This window comes from Actinosynnema sp. NPDC049800, assembly GCF_040656635.1.
Classification (GTDB): Bacteria; Actinomycetota; Actinomycetes; order Mycobacteriales; family Pseudonocardiaceae; genus Actinosynnema.
Map to the genome: position 1 here is coordinate 143247 of NZ_JBFAMT010000007.1, position 14118 is coordinate 157364.

The 14118-nt window shown below is 73.0% G+C and carries 15 protein-coding genes and 1 riboswitch; of the genes, 7 read left to right on the forward strand and 8 right to left on the reverse strand.

The window, feature by feature from the left end; all coding sequences use genetic code 11:
* Positions 1–12: 12 nt before the first annotated feature.
* Positions 13–630, reverse strand: coding sequence for a LysE family translocator (locus AB0I91_RS11730; RefSeq protein ID WP_499636641.1), 618 nt, complete (start codon positions 628–630; stop codon positions 13–15).
* Between the two features lie 18 nt (positions 631–648).
* Between AB0I91_RS11730 and AB0I91_RS11735 the strand changes: the two genes are divergently transcribed.
* The 3 genes from AB0I91_RS11735 to AB0I91_RS11745 all read left to right on the forward strand — a co-directional run bounded on the left by AB0I91_RS11735 (position 649) and on the right by AB0I91_RS11745 (position 2490).
* Entirely contained in the window at positions 649–1305 is a 657-nt protein-coding gene (locus AB0I91_RS11735) for a (2Fe-2S)-binding protein (RefSeq protein ID WP_499636642.1), read from the forward strand.
* A 38-nt stretch (positions 1306–1343) separates the two neighbouring features.
* Positions 1344–1527, forward strand: a riboswitch (cobalamin riboswitch).
* A gap of 31 nt (positions 1528–1558) precedes the next feature.
* Positions 1559–1744 carry a CbtB domain-containing protein gene (locus tag AB0I91_RS11740; RefSeq protein WP_498775799.1) on the forward strand — a complete coding sequence of 62 codons (186 nt, stop codon included), beginning with the start codon at positions 1559–1561 and terminating at the stop codon, positions 1742–1744.
* A gap of 11 nt (positions 1745–1755) precedes the next feature.
* Entirely contained in the window at positions 1756–2490 is a 735-nt protein-coding gene (locus AB0I91_RS11745) for a CbtA family protein (RefSeq protein WP_498775797.1), read from the forward strand.
* A gap of 14 nt (positions 2491–2504) precedes the next feature.
* Here the strand turns inward: AB0I91_RS11745 and AB0I91_RS11750 are convergent, their stop codons facing one another.
* Together AB0I91_RS11750 and AB0I91_RS11755 are read right to left on the reverse strand one after the other, a co-directional pair.
* Positions 2505–3170 carry an HAD family hydrolase gene (locus AB0I91_RS11750; RefSeq protein ID WP_498775795.1) on the reverse strand — a complete coding sequence of 222 codons (666 nt, stop codon included), beginning with the start codon at positions 3168–3170 and terminating at the stop codon, positions 2505–2507.
* A 65-nt stretch (positions 3171–3235) separates the two neighbouring features.
* Positions 3236–3487 (reverse strand): homocysteine S-methyltransferase family protein, encoded by a 252-nt coding sequence (locus AB0I91_RS11755; RefSeq protein WP_498775793.1) that lies wholly within the window; start codon positions 3485–3487, stop codon positions 3236–3238.
* A 190-nt stretch (positions 3488–3677) separates the two neighbouring features.
* Here AB0I91_RS11755 and AB0I91_RS11760 point away from each other — a divergent pair, with 190 nt between their 5' ends.
* Positions 3678–4574 (forward strand): PAC2 family protein, encoded by an 897-nt coding sequence (locus AB0I91_RS11760; RefSeq protein ID WP_498775791.1) that lies wholly within the window; start codon positions 3678–3680, stop codon positions 4572–4574.
* 109 nt (positions 4575–4683) lie between these two features.
* Positions 4684–5847 (forward strand): MFS transporter, encoded by a 1164-nt coding sequence (locus tag AB0I91_RS11765; protein WP_499636644.1) that lies wholly within the window; start codon positions 4684–4686, stop codon positions 5845–5847.
* Here AB0I91_RS11765 and AB0I91_RS11770 read toward each other — a convergent pair.
* Genes AB0I91_RS11770 through AB0I91_RS11785 form a run of 4 tightly spaced genes read right to left on the reverse strand, consistent with a single transcriptional unit; the run spans position 5801 to position 10113 of the window.
* On the reverse strand, positions 5801–7000 hold the full coding sequence (locus AB0I91_RS11770; protein ID WP_499636646.1) for an MFS transporter: 1200 nt from the start codon (positions 6998–7000) through the stop codon (positions 5801–5803). The two genes, AB0I91_RS11765 and AB0I91_RS11770, sit on opposite strands and share 47 nt — an antisense overlap.
* Positions 6997–7554 carry an ArsR/SmtB family transcription factor gene (locus tag AB0I91_RS11775; RefSeq protein WP_499636647.1) on the reverse strand — a complete coding sequence of 186 codons (558 nt, stop codon included), beginning with the start codon at positions 7552–7554 and terminating at the stop codon, positions 6997–6999. The genes AB0I91_RS11770 and AB0I91_RS11775 overlap by 4 nt, the downstream gene beginning before the upstream one ends.
* A 52-nt stretch (positions 7555–7606) precedes the next feature.
* Positions 7607–9199 (reverse strand): ABC transporter permease, encoded by a 1593-nt coding sequence (locus tag AB0I91_RS11780; protein WP_499636649.1) that lies wholly within the window; start codon positions 9197–9199, stop codon positions 7607–7609.
* On the reverse strand, positions 9196–10113 hold the full coding sequence (locus tag AB0I91_RS11785; RefSeq protein ID WP_499613023.1) for an ABC transporter ATP-binding protein: 918 nt from the start codon (positions 10111–10113) through the stop codon (positions 9196–9198). Before AB0I91_RS11785 ends, AB0I91_RS11780 begins: the two co-directional genes overlap by 4 nt.
* 94 nt (positions 10114–10207) lie before the next feature.
* On the opposite strand from AB0I91_RS11785, the gene AB0I91_RS11790 reads away from it, so the two are divergent.
* Entirely contained in the window at positions 10208–10729 is a 522-nt protein-coding gene (locus AB0I91_RS11790) for a GbsR/MarR family transcriptional regulator (protein ID WP_498775778.1), read from the forward strand.
* Between the two features lie 193 nt (positions 10730–10922).
* Positions 10923–12728: a S8 family peptidase gene (locus AB0I91_RS11795; protein WP_498775776.1), complete on the forward strand. Its 1806-nt coding sequence runs from the start codon at positions 10923–10925 to the stop codon at positions 12726–12728.
* 111 nt (positions 12729–12839) lie between these two features.
* Here AB0I91_RS11795 and mshC read toward each other — a convergent pair whose 3' ends face one another.
* Positions 12840–14078, reverse strand: coding sequence for a cysteine--1-D-myo-inosityl 2-amino-2-deoxy-alpha-D-glucopyranoside ligase (gene mshC / locus AB0I91_RS11800; protein WP_498775774.1), 1239 nt, complete (start codon positions 14076–14078; stop codon positions 12840–12842).
* Positions 14079–14118 lie beyond the last annotated feature (40 nt).

A 14118-nucleotide genomic window follows, 5' to 3' on the forward strand; every position in this document is an offset into this window, starting at 1 on the left:
CCGAATTCTCCGTCAGAGGGTCGCGAACTCGACTCCCATCGCCACGCCCGCGAGCACGAGCAGCACGCCGGTGGCGGCGAGCGTGCGACGGTAGCCGGTGTCGCCGAGCCTGCGGCGTCCACGTGCGACGAGCAGGGCGATCACGACCTTGCCGCCGACCAGGGTGAGGTAGAACCCGGTCAGCAACGCCACGCCCCCGATCGCTGACGTGCGCCAAGTGGTGATGGTGAGCGGGCCGAGCGCGGTCGCCCACGCGATCCACGGGTGCGGGCTGAGCAGGTTCACCAGCACCGCTCGGCGCAGGGCCGCGGCATCCGGCGGAGGTTGGTCGGGCGAGGGCTGGGCGGTCAGTGAGGCCGAGCGGGCGTCGCGGACGGTCTGCACGCCGGTCCACACGACGAACACCGCGCCGACGACGCCGAGCACGCCCAGCGCCCGCCCCGGCAGGCGGTCCAGCAGGAGCAGGGTCACGGCGACCACGGCGGCGTCCGACAGCAGCGGCGCGCAGGCGGTCAGGGCGCCGGCCCTCCAGCCCGACCGCAGCGCCGACGTCACCACCAGCACCAACAGCGGACCGGGGCTGATGCTCGCGGCCAGGCCGAGGGCCAGTCCCAACCCCAGTGCGTCCACGGCGGCAGACTAGGTCACGTGTCCGAGTTCGCCCGAGTCCTGGCCACCCTGCGGCAGATCCGCGGCCTCAGCCCGTTCTTCGCCCTGGACGTCGGCCGGCCCGACGACAGCTGGCACGACGGCGCGGCCCTGTCGCACGGCCCCGCCCTGCCCGACGCCCTCGACCGGATCTCCGCCCGGTACCGCACCGGGGAACGGCGGGTCGCCGCGTCGTTGTTCTTCCTCGGCTACACCGCGCGGCTGCTGAGCCCGGTCGTCGCCGCACGCGCGGTCGGCGGCGACGTGCCCGACATCCGCCCGGCCAACCTGTGGTGGCGCTACACCCCCGAAGGGCTCCAGGTCCGGCTCAAGGACCCCGTCACCGGCGTCGGCGTCGCCGAGTCGCTGGAGCCGGTGGTCGAGGCGGTGCACGCGGTCACGCCGGTGGCCCGCGGCCTGCTGTGGGGCAACGCGGGGTCGTCCATGGCGGGCGCGCTGCGCACGATCAGCCGCAGCGGCGTCGACTGCGACGCGCTGGCCGCCGAGCTGTTCGCCGACCCACCGCTCAAGGACACCGGCGAGTTCATCCCGTTCCCCGGCGAGATCGCGTTCCGGCGGCGCAGCTGCTGCCTGTACTACCGGCTCGACGGCGGCGGCACGTGCGGTGACTGCCCGTTGCCGGCTCGTCGGAGGTGAGCGACGACAACTCGTCTGGTCGGTTGTGCCGGCCCTCGATCCACCTCTACGGTCGCAGCGCCGCAGTGGACGGGAAGCCGGTGTGAATCCGGCGCGGTCCTCGCCACTGTGACCGGGGAGCCAACCCGCCGAGAACGTCACTGGCCGCGCTCAGCGGCTGGGAAGACGCGGGGACGGCGTCGATCCGGGAGTCAGGAGACCGGCTGCGGCACGAGTTGTTGTTGACCTTCCACGAGGTATGGAGGAGGCCGTCATGACGAGCCCCGCGCACCCCCTTTCCACTCCCGTCCCCAAGTGGGCCTACGCCGTCGCGCTGGTCGCGTTGACCGTGACCTGGCTGGTCCTGCAGGAGAACGGCATCGCGCTCGGCCACGCCGCCGAGACCGTGCACGAGTTCTTCCACGACGGGCGCCACGCGCTCGGCGTCCCGTGCCACTAGGCGCGGGCGCCATGTCGACGAACACCTACAAGGGCCTGTTGCTGCGCGGTCTCGGCGCGGGCGCGGTGGCCGGGCTGCTCGCGGGCCTGGTCGGCGTGCTGGTGGTCGAGGCGCCGATCCGGGCGGCGCTGGCCGTCGAGCAGGCCCGGCCCGCGGCGCCCGACGCGGGTCACGGGCACGGCGAGCTGTTCAGCCGCGGCACGCAGGTGGTCGGCGGTGTGCTCGCCGCGGTCGTGGTGGGCGTCGCCGTCGGCGCGCTGTTCGCCACCGCCTACGCGGGGTCGCGGCGCTGGTTCGCGTCGAAGGCGCCGTTCGTCCGGGCGGTGGCGCTGTCGGCGGCGGCGTTCGGGGCGGCGGCGCTGCTGCCCGCGGTGAAGTACCCGGCCAACCCGCCGGCGGTGGGCGACCCGGACACGGTCGAGTACCGCACCGTGCTCTACCTGGGGCTGATCGCGGCCGGGCTGCTGGTCGCGGTCGGTGCGAGCTACCTGGCCTCCCGGTTGGGCCGCCTCGGCACGCCGGTCCGGGCCACCGCCGTGGCCTCGGCCGTGGTGGCGGCGGTGGTCGTGCTGCTGGTCGCGTTCCCGGCGACGCCGGACGCCGTGCCGTCCGACCTACCGGGCAGCGTGCTGTGGGAGTTCCGGCTGGCCTCCCTCGCCGAGACGGCCACGCTGTGGCTCGGCCTCGGCGTCGTGTTCGGCCTGCTGGTCGACCCGGCCACGAGACGGGCCAGGTCGGCCGTCTAGCAGGCTGGTCGGTCTCAGCCGTCCAGCAGCCGGGCGAGCGCCTCCAGGTCCACCCCCACCAGGGACTCCCGGAACACGCGGCGCTCGCCCGGCTCGACCGGCACGTCGCACGGCACGACCAGGACCGTGCAGCCGGCGGCCACGGCGGAGGCGACGCCCGTCGGCGAGTCCTCGATCGCGACGCACCGGGTCGGGTCGACGCCGAGCAGCCGGGCTGCCTTCAGGTACGGCTCGGGCAGCGGCTTGTTGCGGCGGTCCACCTCGTCGCCGCACACCGTGACGTCGAACAGGTCGCGCCCGATGGTGTCCAGCGCGACCTCGGTCAACTGCCGCTCGGTCGACGTCACCAGCGCCATCGGCACGCCCGAGTCGCGGACCGCGCGCAACGCCTCACGCGCGCCCGGCCGCCACGGCAGCCCGGCGCGGAACACCTCCTCGGTGCGCCGCATGATCCACGCCGCGCCGTCGGCGACGTCCTCCTCGGACGGCCGCTCGACGCCCACCTCCGCGAACAGCATCGACATCGTCCGGGGCACGCTCGACCCGACCATCGCCTGCCTGGTCGCGAGCGACAGCGTGCCGCCCAGCTTCTCGACGAACTCGTAGAGCGGGATGTCCCACAGCTTCTCGGAGTCCAGCAGCGTGCCGTCCATGTCCCACAGCACAGCCTCGACCGTCATGTACGTCCTTCGTTGATCACGCGTGGTCGTGTCCTTCACCTGTTCGACGCAAGTATCCCGGACTGTTACGCACGGAGCGTGACCGAGGGTGGGAGGGTCGGCGCCCGGTCAGGCCGGGTCGAGGACGAACCCGGCGCCGTGCCCGGCACGGCCTCACGTGCGAGTTCGGCACCCCGACGTGACAATCCGACGATCTTCTCCGTGACGTCCCGCTCGACGGGATCGGCCCCGAAGGTGTTGGTCTTCACGACGTCCGCGCCGGCTTCGTGGTGGCCGCGGCGGGCTTGGCGCGCGACATCGGACGTGATCACGTCCACGATCTCGTCGCACCCTCGTGACCTGCGAAATCATCGTGGTTCGGATCGGCGGGCCGGGGCTCGGGGCCCGTGACGCCCGCCGTGAGGTGGACGCGGTCGGCGGGCGCGCCCGGGGAAGGCGGCGGGACACGAACCGACATGCGCCAAGCCTACGGCGTCGGGTGTGCGGCAGGGGTCGTAGTCTGGCCGCGTGACCGATCCGGACCAGGCCGCCCAGACCCCCTTCGACCCCAGCAAACCGCTCACCAACCCGATCATGGTGGCGGCGTTCGAGGGGTGGAACGATGCTGGCGACGCCGCCAGCACGGCGATCGAACACCTGCAACTCACGTGGGACGCGACGCCGTTGGCGGAGATCGATCCGGACGACTACTACGACTTCCAGGTGACCCGACCCACCGTCCGACTGGTGGACGGTGTCACCCGACGGGTTGAATTCCCGACGACCCGCCTGTCGGTCTGCCGCCCGCCCGGGTCGTCCACCGACGTGGTGCTCGTGCACGGGATCGAACCGAACATGCGGTGGCGGAAGTTCGCCGCCGAGCTGCTCGGCCACATCGAGGACCTGGGCGTGACCACCGTGGTCACGCTGGGTGCGCTGCTGATGGACACCCCGCACACCCGGCCGGTGCCCGTGACGGGGACGGCGTACGACGAGGCGGCGGCGGCGAAGTACGGGCTGGAGCGGTCGCGGTACGAGGGGCCGACCGGGATCGTCGGCGTGTTCCAGGACCTGTGCGTGCAGGCGGGCGTGCCCGCGATCTCGTTCTGGGCGGCCGTGCCGCACTACGTGTCCCAGCCGCCCTCGCCGAAGGCGACGCTGGCGCTGCTGCACCGGGTCGAGGAGGTGCTGGACGTCGAGGTGCCGCTCGGCGCGCTGCCCGAGCAGGCCGAGGAGTGGGAGCGCACGGTCAGCGAGATGGCCGACGAGGACGAGGACGTGCGCAACTACGTGCGGGCGTTGGAGGAGCGCGGGGACGCGGAGCTCCAGATCACCGAGGCGAGCGGTGACGCGATCGCGGCCGAGTTCGAGCGGTACCTGCGGCGGCGCGGCCGCGGTCCGGGCCGCGGGCCGACCGGGATGTGACTCCGCCCGACCCGACGACCCGGACCTGCCGAACCGCGCGGCTTCGCGGAGGTACTCGCCGAGGGGACCCCTGCTTTTACCCTGCCACGCAGGACCGACGATGTCGCCGGTGAAATCGGCTCCTGTGGACAAGTCCCGGGTCCGGGTCGCGGCGTTGTACGCCGGTGGGTTCCTCGGGCCCTTCGGTGGCGCGATGACGACGTCCGTGCTGCCCGAGGTCGGCGGGGACTTCGGCATCTCCGCCGGCGCGGCGGCGGCCACGCTGACCGGGTACCTGGTGCCGTTCGCGCTGCTCATGCTGGTCTCCGGCACGTTGGGTGAGCGGTGGGGCGCACGACGGACCGTGCGCATCGCGTACGCCGTCTACGTCCTGGCCTCGGCGTTGTGCGCGGTGTCGTGGTCGTTCCCCGCGTTGATGGGCGGGCGGGCCGTGCAGGGTGCGGCCAACGCGTTCACCACTCCCCTGCTGCTGGCCGCGATCGCGGCGGTGACGCCGAAGGCCCGGTTGGGGCGGGCGCTGGGCGTGTTCGCGTCCATGCAGGCCGCCGGGCAGACCTCCGCGCCGTTGCTGGGCGGGTTGGCGGCCGAGGCGTCGTGGCGGTGGGCGTTCGTCGGCGCGGCGGTGGTGGCGGGCGCGTTGGCGGTGGTCGGGTTGCCCGCCGACCTGCCGCGCGACGCCGCACGTCCCCGGCTGCGCAGCGCCTGGCGGGCCCGGACGTTGCGGCCGGCCGCGGTCGGGTTCGTGGCCTGGGGTTGCCTGGGCGGGCTGTCGTTCCTGGTGGCACTGCGGTTGGGTGACTCGTTCGGGTTGAGCGCGGGGCAACGAGGGCTGGTGCTGACCGGGTTCGGGCTGGTCGGGATCTTCACCGCACGGCTGACGGGGTGGTCGATCGACCGGTTCGGCGCGCGGCGGTGGGCGGTGGTCGGCGCGGCGGTCGGCGGGGTGCTGCTGGTCGGCGTCGGCGTGCTGCCGTCGGTGGTCGCGGTCGGGCTGTCGTGGGCGGCGGCGGGCGCGTTCAGCCAGGCGGTGGTCGTCGGGCTGAACGCGCTGGTGCTGTCCTCGGACGAGGCGAACCGGGGCGGGTCGGTGTCGGTGGTGCAGTCGTTGCGGTTCCTGGGTGGCGCGGTGTCGCCGGTGGCGTTCGTGCCGCTGTACCACCTCGACCCGGTGAGCGCGTTCCTCGTACCCGCCGGGCTGGTGCTGACCGTCCCGCCCGTCCTGCTGCTCAGCCGCCGGTCACGCCCCTGGCCGGAACCCGGGCGCCGAGGGTGAGCAGCGCCAGCACGCCGGCCGCCAGGTAGAGCGCGGCCTGGCCGTTGAGCAGCGCGGACAGGCCGAGCACGGGCGTGAGGGCGCCGGCGAGCACCATGCCGAGCGCCTGACCGCCGTCGTAGAGGCTGACGAACGTCGCCATCACCCGGCCGCGCACCTCGTCGGAGGCGTGCAACTGGAGCACCGACATCATCCCGGCGCCCGCGATCACGCCCGGCACGCCCACCACCACGAACGCGGCCAGGTAGAACACCAGCGCGGTGGTCACGTGCGGCCCGTACCAGCCGAGCGCGGCGACCGCGGCGAAGCCGACCAGCGACACGCCCAGGAGCCTGCCGGGCTCGAGCCGGCGGGCCAGCGCGCCGACCAGCAGGCCGCCGAGCAACCCGCCCACCGCCTGCACGCCGCGCAGCAACCCCACCTCGGCCGCCCCGCCGCCGAGCCGTTCGGTCACGAACACCACGAACAGCACCACGAACAGGCCCTGGCCGGTCGCCATCAACACGACCACGGCGACCATCGGCCGCAACGGGCCGCGGATCTCCCGCAGGCCGTCCAGCCAGGCCCGCCACGCGGGTTTCCCCGCCGCACGGACGGGGTCCTCCGTGCCGAGGGTCGCCAGCAGGGCCGCCGCGAGCAGGAACGACGCCACGTCCGCCAGCACCACGCCCGCCAGCCCGGTGTACCCCAGGAGCAGGCCGCCGAGCGAGGCGCCGACCAGCCGCGCCAGGTTGGCGTTCAGGCCCACCAGCCCGTTGGCCGCCGGCACCTGGTCCCGCGGCACCAGCGTCGGCAGCAACGCGTTCTTGGCCGGTTCGAACAACGCCGCCAACGCGGCCTGCACCGCCGTGACCACGTTCACCAGCACCAGGTCGCCGGTCAGCAGCGGCAGCAGGGCGACCGCCTGCGCGAGGCTCACCAGCAGCATCAGCTTCCGCCGGTCCCACCGGTCGGCCAGCACGCCGGCCAGCGGCGACAGCGCCAGGCTCGGCAGCAGCGCCACCACGAACGTCGTCGCGGTCGCCGCCGCCGAGCCGGTGCGCTGGTACACGTAGACCGGGAGCGCGACCAGCAGCACCCAGTCGCCGATCTCGGAGACGAACCCGGCGACCCACAGCCGGCGGAACGCGGGCACACCCAGCGGCCCGTTCACCGCGGGAACGCCCGGATCCCGACGTGCGCGGGCAGCGCCCCCTCGGGCACGTCCCGGCGCACCGGCACCAGGTACGGCCGCAGGATGTCGTCGATCATGCCGAGCAGGCCGGAGAGCTCCTCGGCGGTCACGTTGACCGTGTAGCCGTGCATCGCGGAGGCTTCCAGCCACTCGCGCGGCAGCTCGTGCTGCCGGTCCAGGAAGTGCTGGACCAGCCGGTTGTCCTCGTTGAGGCCCAACGCGATCAGCGCGTCCTGCTGGGTGCGCACCTCCGGGTCGTCGTCGAACGCGCCGACGTCGTAGCCGACCGAGGTGGCCCGCCACGGCCGTTCCCGCCCGTCGCCCGCCTCGACCCGTTCGACGAAACCGGACTTCGCCAGCTGCCGCAGGTGCCAGCTGCAGTTGGAGGCGGTCGACCCGACCGCCTCGGCGCACTCGCTCGCCGTGCGGGGACCGAACGCCAGCAGGTGGTTCAGCAGCGACACGCGCAGCGGGTGCGCCATCGCCTTCAGCGCGTCGGCATCGGTGACCCGTCGGGGCCCTGGGAGATCCATGGCCCCGACGGTATACCTGAAAGAGTTCTTTCGAAAGAGTCCTTTCAGATCCTCAGCCGACGTCCCGCCGCCGGAACCCGACGAAGCCGACCGCCACCAGCGCCGCCGCGACCAGCGTCAACCACAGCAGCGGCGTCGCGGTCACGTCCGCGCCCGGAACCTTGGGGATGTGCGTGAACGGCGAGAGGTCCATGGCCCACTGGTCGAGCTGGAGCAGCGGCCCGAGCTGGCCGAGCACCAGGAACACCACGATCACCGCCCAGCTCGCCGACGCCAGCTTCGGCGCCAGCGCGAACAGCGCCAGCGCGAGGCCCGCGACCACCCAGACCGCCGGGACGTGCGTCAACGCCGCGCCGACCAACCGCACGACCTGGCCGCCGACGTCCCCGACGCGCGCGCCGTGCACCAGCCCCGCGCCCAGGCCCGCGGCGGCCAGCACGACGGCCGTGCCGACGGTCGCGAACAGCAGGTGGCCGCCGACCCACGCGAACCGGCTGACCGGCGTGGCCAGCACCGGCTCGGCCCGGAACTCGGTCTCCTCGGTGCGCAGCCGCAACGTCGACTGCACCACGTAGATCGCGCTGAACAGGGCGATGATGCCGATGATCGACGCCAGGTAGACGTCGACGATCGCGCCCGCGCCGCCCATCTGCGCGATGATCTTCTGCAACGCCGGGTTGGCCTCCAGCATCTGCTCGACGCCGCGCGCGACCGACCCGTAGACGGCGCCGAGCACGAACAGGCTCAGCGTCCAGCCGATCAGCATGCCCCGCTGCAACCGCCAGGCCAGGCCCAACGCGCTGCCCAGCGAGCCGGGCGCGCGGGCCGGGCCGAGCCGGGTGGGCAGCAGGCCGCCGCCGAGGTCGCGCTTGGTCACCAACGTCGACGCGACCGCGATCAGCACCGCGAACAACGCCACCGGCAGCAGCAGCACCCAGTACCGGTCGCCCGCGAACGCCCTCGTCAGCTCCAGCCACCCCAGCGGCGACAACCAGGTCAGCCACGTCGGCCCCTCGTCGCCCGCCGCGTCGCCGACGGCCCGCAGCAGGTAGGCGGCACCGAGCACGGCGCCGGAGATCGAGTTGGCCGTGCGCGCGCTCTCCGACAGCTGCGCGCTGACCGCGCCGACGCCGGTGAACACCCAGCCGACGGACGCGAACGCGAGGCCGAGCGCGAACGACCCGGACGCCGACTCGCCGAGACCGGTCAGGCCGAGCGCGACGAGCAGGCCGATCACGGTGCTCGCCAGCAGCGCCACCACCACGGCGGCGGCCAGCGGCGCGTGCCGGGAGACGACGGCCGAGCCGATCAGCTCCAGCCGGCCCGACTCCTCCTCCGCCCTGGTGTGCCGGGTGACCAGGAACAGGCACATCAGGCCGACGAGCAGCGCGCCGAACACGCCCCACCGCCAGGCCAGCACGCCGCCGGTCGTCGACGCGTCGTATAGCGGGCCGAGCATGGCCAGGAACGCCGGGTTGCTGCCCGCCGTCGCGCCCAGCTGCTGCCGCGACTCGGGCGAGCCGTACAGCTCGCCGACCGTCGACGCGGTCGACAGCGTGATGCCGACCAGGCCGAGGGTCCAGACGGCCAGCAGCAGCCGGTCGCGGCGCAGCGCCAGGCGCACCAGCGAGCCGAGGCCGGTCACGACGACATCGCCCCCTCGGCCTGCCCGGCGGGCAGCTCGTCCTCGTAGTGGCGCAGGAACAGCTCCTCCAGCGTGGGCGGCTGGCTGGTCAGCGTGCGGACCCCGCTGGCGACCAACGCGCGCAGCGCCGCGTCCAGGTGGTCGGTGTCGACCTCGAACCGCACCCGGTTCCCCTCGACCACCAGGTCGTGCACGCCGGTCAGCCCGGCCAGCCCGGACGGCTCGCCGACCAGCTCGGCGGAGACGCTGGTGCGGGTGAGGTGGCGCAGGTCGGCCAACGTGCCGGTCTCGACGGTGCGGCCGTTGCGGATGATGCTGACCCGGTCGCACAGCGCCTCGACCTCGGCCAGGATGTGGCTGGACAGCAGCACGGTCCGCTCGCCGCGCAGCTCGTTCACCGCCTCCTGGAACACGGCCTCCATCAGCGGGTCGAGCCCGGAGGTCGGCTCGTCCAGGATCAGCAGCTCCACGTCCGAGGCCAGCGCCGCGACCAGGGCCACCTTCTGCCGGTTGCCCTTGGAGTAGGCGCGGCCCTTCTTGCGCGGGTCCAGCTCGAAGCGCTCCAGCAGCTCGGCGCGGCGCTTCTCGTTCAGCCCGCCGCGCAGCCTGCCCAGCAGGTCGATCACCTCGCCGCCGGTCAGGTTCGGCCACAGGCTCACGTCGCCGGGCACGTAGGCGAGCCTGCGGTGCAGCTCGGCCGTGTCGCGCCACGGGTCGCCGCCCAGCAGCGACGCGGAGCCCGCGTCGGCGCGCAGCAGGCCCAGCAGGACGCGGATGGTGGTTGACTTGCCCGACCCGTTGGGGCCGAGGAAGCCGTGCACCTCCCCCTCGCGGACGGTCAGGTCGAGACCGTCGAGCGCACGCGTCGGGCCGAAGGTCTTGACCAGGCCCGACACGGATATGGCAGCAGTCATGGACGGTAAGTTACAGTCATTTCACAAAGTCGTGAAGTTAAGGAAGCGTATAAACTGCCACCCGGTCAGCGGACCTCGAAGGGATGATCCGGCGGTGACACAGGTGGACGAGCGGGACGACCAGGCCGTGCTGCGCTTCATCGAGCGCTTCTCCTCGGTGTTCACCGAGTCCGGCATGGCGAGGATGCCCGCCAGGGTGTTCGTCGCGCTGCTCGCCGCCGACTCCGGCGAGATGACCTCCGCCGAGCTGGCCGACCTGCTGCGCGTCTCCCCCGCCGCCATCTCCGGCGCGGTCCGGTACCTCACCCAGGTCGGCCTGGTGAGCCGGGAGCGGGAGACGGGCACGCGCCGCGACATCTACCGCGTGCTCGACGACCTCTGGTACGAGGCGCTGTTCCGCCGCGACGAGATGCTCCGCCGGATGACCGGGCCGCTCAAGGAGGGCATCAGCGCGCTCGGCGCCGACACGCCCGCGGGCAGGCGGATCACCGAGACCCTCATGTTCTTCGAGTTCTTCCACGCCGAGCTGCCGAACATGCTCAAGCACTGGCGGACGTACCGGGACGAGCGACTGGGCGCGCCGGGTTCACCCGACCGGCCCTCCGAACCCTCGTGATCGTGCTGGATCGAACCTGATTCGACGTAGTTACGACTATCGGCGCTAACGGGCGACCGGTTTTGTCCCGACCATGCATGTGACCAGGTCGCTCCACCCGTTCGCGCGGACGTTCCCATCCCCTGCATCGCACGGCCGACCGGCGCACCCGCCCGGCACGGCCGCGCAGCCCTGCCCAAAGGGAGAACCCTCCATGGGAGACGCCCGAACCACCAGAAGACTGGCCGTGCTCGGCCTGGCCGCCGTGTCGGCCGCCGCGCTGGCCTTCGCGAACGTCGGCGTGGCGGCGGCCGAGGGCGACGTGCTCGGCGCCGAGCGCGCCGACGCCGTCCCCGGCTCCTACATCGTGGCCCTCAACGACGCGTCGTCGCCGAGATCCGCCTCCGCCTCGACCGCGTCCTCGCTGGTCGACAAGTACGGCGGCCAGGTCCGCGTGGCCTGGCAGCACGCGCTCAACGGCTTCCACGCCACCATGTCCGCGGCGCAGGCCAGGCGCCTGGCCGCCGACCCGCGGGTCGCGTTCGTGCAGGCCGACCTGCCGATCTCGATCGACGCGGTCCAGCCGAACCCGCCGTCGTGGGGCCTGGACCGCATCGACCAGCGCAACCTGCCGCTGGACAGCGCCTACAACTACGCCACGACCGCGAGCAACGTGCGGGCGTACATCATCGACACGGGCATCCGGACGACCCACTCCGACTTCGGCGGCCGGGCGACCTGGGGCACCAACACGGTCGACACGAACAACACCGACTGCAACGGCCACGGCACCCACGTCGCCGGCACCGTCGGCGGCACCGCGCACGGCGTCGCCAAGGGCGTGCGGCTGATCGCGGTCAAGGTGCTCAACTGCGCCGGCTCCGGCACCACGGCGGGCGTGGTGAACGGCGTCAACTGGGTCACCCAGAACGCCGTCAAGCCCGCGGTCGCCAACATGTCGCTCGGCGGCGGCGTCGACACCGCCCTGGACACCGCGGTGCGCAACTCCATCGCCGCGGGCATCACCTACGCGGTCGCGTCGGGCAACTCCAACGCCAACGCGTGCAACTACTCCCCGGCGCGGGTCGCCGAGGCGCTGAGCGTGAACGCGTCCACCAACACCGACGCGCGCGCCTCGTTCTCGAACTACGGCACCTGCACCGACCTGTTCGCGCCCGGCCAGAACATCACCTCGGCGTGGATGACCAACGACACCTCCACGAACACGATCAGCGGAACGTCGATGGCCTCGCCGCACGTCGCCGGCGCCGCCGCGCTGTACCTGGCGGACAACCCGACCGCGACCCCGCCGACGGTGAACGCGGCGATCGTCGCCGCCGCCACCTCCGACAAGGTCACCAGCCCGGGCACCGGCTCGCCGAACAAGCTGCTGTTCACCGGCACGTCGACCCCCGGCGGCCCGGCCGTGACCAACCCGGGCAACCAGTCGACCGTCGTCGGCACGGCGGTCAGCCTGCAGCTGTCCGCGAGCGGCGGCACCGCGCCGTACACGTTCTCGGCCACCGGCCTGCCGGCCGGCCTGTCGATCAGCTCCTCGGGCCTGGTCAGCGGCACGCCGACGGCCACCGGCACGTCCTCGGTGACGGTGACGGCGACCGACTCGGCGTCGCGCACCGGCAGCACCACGTTCACGTGGACGGTCACGTCCACCGGCGGGTCCTGCGACGCGGTCACCAACGGCACCGACGTGACGATCGGCGACAACTCCGACGTGAGCAGCCCGATCGCGCTGACCTGCGCCACGAACGCCTCGGCGACCACGAGCGTGCAGGTCGACATCGTGCACACCTACATCGGTGACCTCGTCGTCGACCTGGTCGCGCCGGACGGCACGGTGTACAACCTGCACAACCGCAGCGGTGGCGGCACCGACAACATCAACCGCACCTTCACCGTGAACGCCTCCTCCGAGGCCGCCGCGGGCACCTGGAAGCTGCGCGTCCGCGACCAGGCGTACCTGGACACGGGCTACATCAACAGCTGGACGCTCGACGTCTGAGCGTGACGTGACCGGCGGGGCCGCCCCACTTCGGGACGGCCCCGTTCGCGTGTCGCCACTACGCGCGGCAGGAGGTGCGGGCGGGTCCGGTCAAGCCCCTTCCGCGGGGCTTTAGAGCTCCACGCCGAGCAGCGAGTCGGCCGCGGCGCGGAACAGGGTCGGGCCCGTGTGGTCCGAGCCGCCGGTCGAGAGGGCCTCGGCCGCCCACGCGTCCAGCGCGGCCAGCGCCTTGGGCGTGTCGAGGTCGTCGCCGAGGTGGTCGCGCAGGCGGGCGACGGTGGCGACCGCGCTCGGCCCCGTCGACAGGGCCGCCGCGAGCCGCCACTTCGCGAGCCTCGCCTCGGCCTCGGCCAGCAGGCGGTCGCTCCACGTCCGGTCGGTGCGGTAGTGGCCCGCGAACAACGCCAGCCGCACCGCGTTCGGGTCGACCTTCTGCGCCCGCAGCTTGGACACGAAGACCAGGTTGCCGCGCGACTTGGACATCTTCTCGCCGTCCAGCCCGATCATGCCCGCGTGCACGTAGTGCCGGGCGAACGGGTGCTCGCCGGTCGCCGCCTCGGCGTGCGCGGCGGAGAACTCGTGGTGCGGGAAGATCAGGTCCGACCCGCCGCCCTGCACGTCGAACGACGTGCCGAGCCGGTTGAGCGCGATGGCGCTGCACTCGATGTGCCAGCCGGGGCGGCCGGGGCCCAGCTCCGACGGCCACGACGGCTCGCCCGCCCGGGCGGCGCGCCACAGCAGCGCGTCCAGCGGGTGGCGCTTGCCGGGCCGGTCCGGGTCGCCGCCGCGCTCGGCGAAGTACTTGGCCATCGTCTCCAGGTCGTAGTTCGACTCGTAGCCGAACCGCCCGGTCGCCGTGTGGTCGAAGTAGACGTCCGGGTGCTCGGGGTCGTCGACCCGGTACGCCGCGCCGCCGGCCAGCAGCTTCCCGATGACCTCGACCACCTCGGGGATCGCGTCGACCGCGCCCACGTAGTCGCGCGGCGGCAGCACCCGCAGGCTCACCATGTCCTCGCGGAACAGCGCGGTCTCCCGCATGCCCAGGACCACCCAGTCGTCCTGGTCGCGCTCGGCCCGCTCCAGCAGCGGGTCGTCGATGTCGGTCACGTTCTGCACGTAGTGCACGTCGTGGCCGTTGTCCAGCCACACCCGGTGGACCAGGTCGAACGCCAGGTAGGTGGCCGCGTGCCCGAGGTGCGTGGCGTCGTACGGGGTGATGCCGCAGACGTACAGCCTGGCGGTGGCGCCGGGGGCGGTCGGGCGCACCTCACCGGTGGCGGTGTCGAACAGCCGCAACGGGCGCGGCTCCCCCGCTACCCGCGGGACAGGAGTGGATGACCAGGTCTGCATGTGAACGACCCTAACTCGCCGGTCGGACGGGCCACGAAGC

Coding starts and splice junctions, on each gene's coding strand:
- AB0I91_RS11740 (WP_498775799.1), top strand. CDS start 1,559: ATGACGAGCCCCGCGCACCCCCTTTCCACTCCCGTCCCCAAGTGGGCC.
- AB0I91_RS11745 (WP_498775797.1), top strand. CDS start 1,756: ATGTCGACGAACACCTACAAGGGCCTGTTGCTGCGCGGTCTCGGCGCG.
- AB0I91_RS11750 (WP_498775795.1), bottom strand. CDS start 3,170: ATGACGGTCGAGGCTGTGCTGTGGGACATGGACGGCACGCTGCTGGAC.
- AB0I91_RS11775 (WP_499636647.1), bottom strand. CDS start 7,554: ATGGATCTCCCAGGGCCCCGACGGGTCACCGATGCCGACGCGCTGAAG.
- AB0I91_RS11785 (WP_499613023.1), bottom strand. CDS start 10,113: ATGACTGCTGCCATATCCGTGTCGGGCCTGGTCAAGACCTTCGGCCCG.
- AB0I91_RS11795 (WP_498775776.1), top strand. CDS start 10,923: ATGGGAGACGCCCGAACCACCAGAAGACTGGCCGTGCTCGGCCTGGCC.
- mshC (WP_498775774.1), bottom strand. CDS start 14,078: ATGCAGACCTGGTCATCCACTCCTGTCCCGCGGGTAGCGGGGGAGCCG.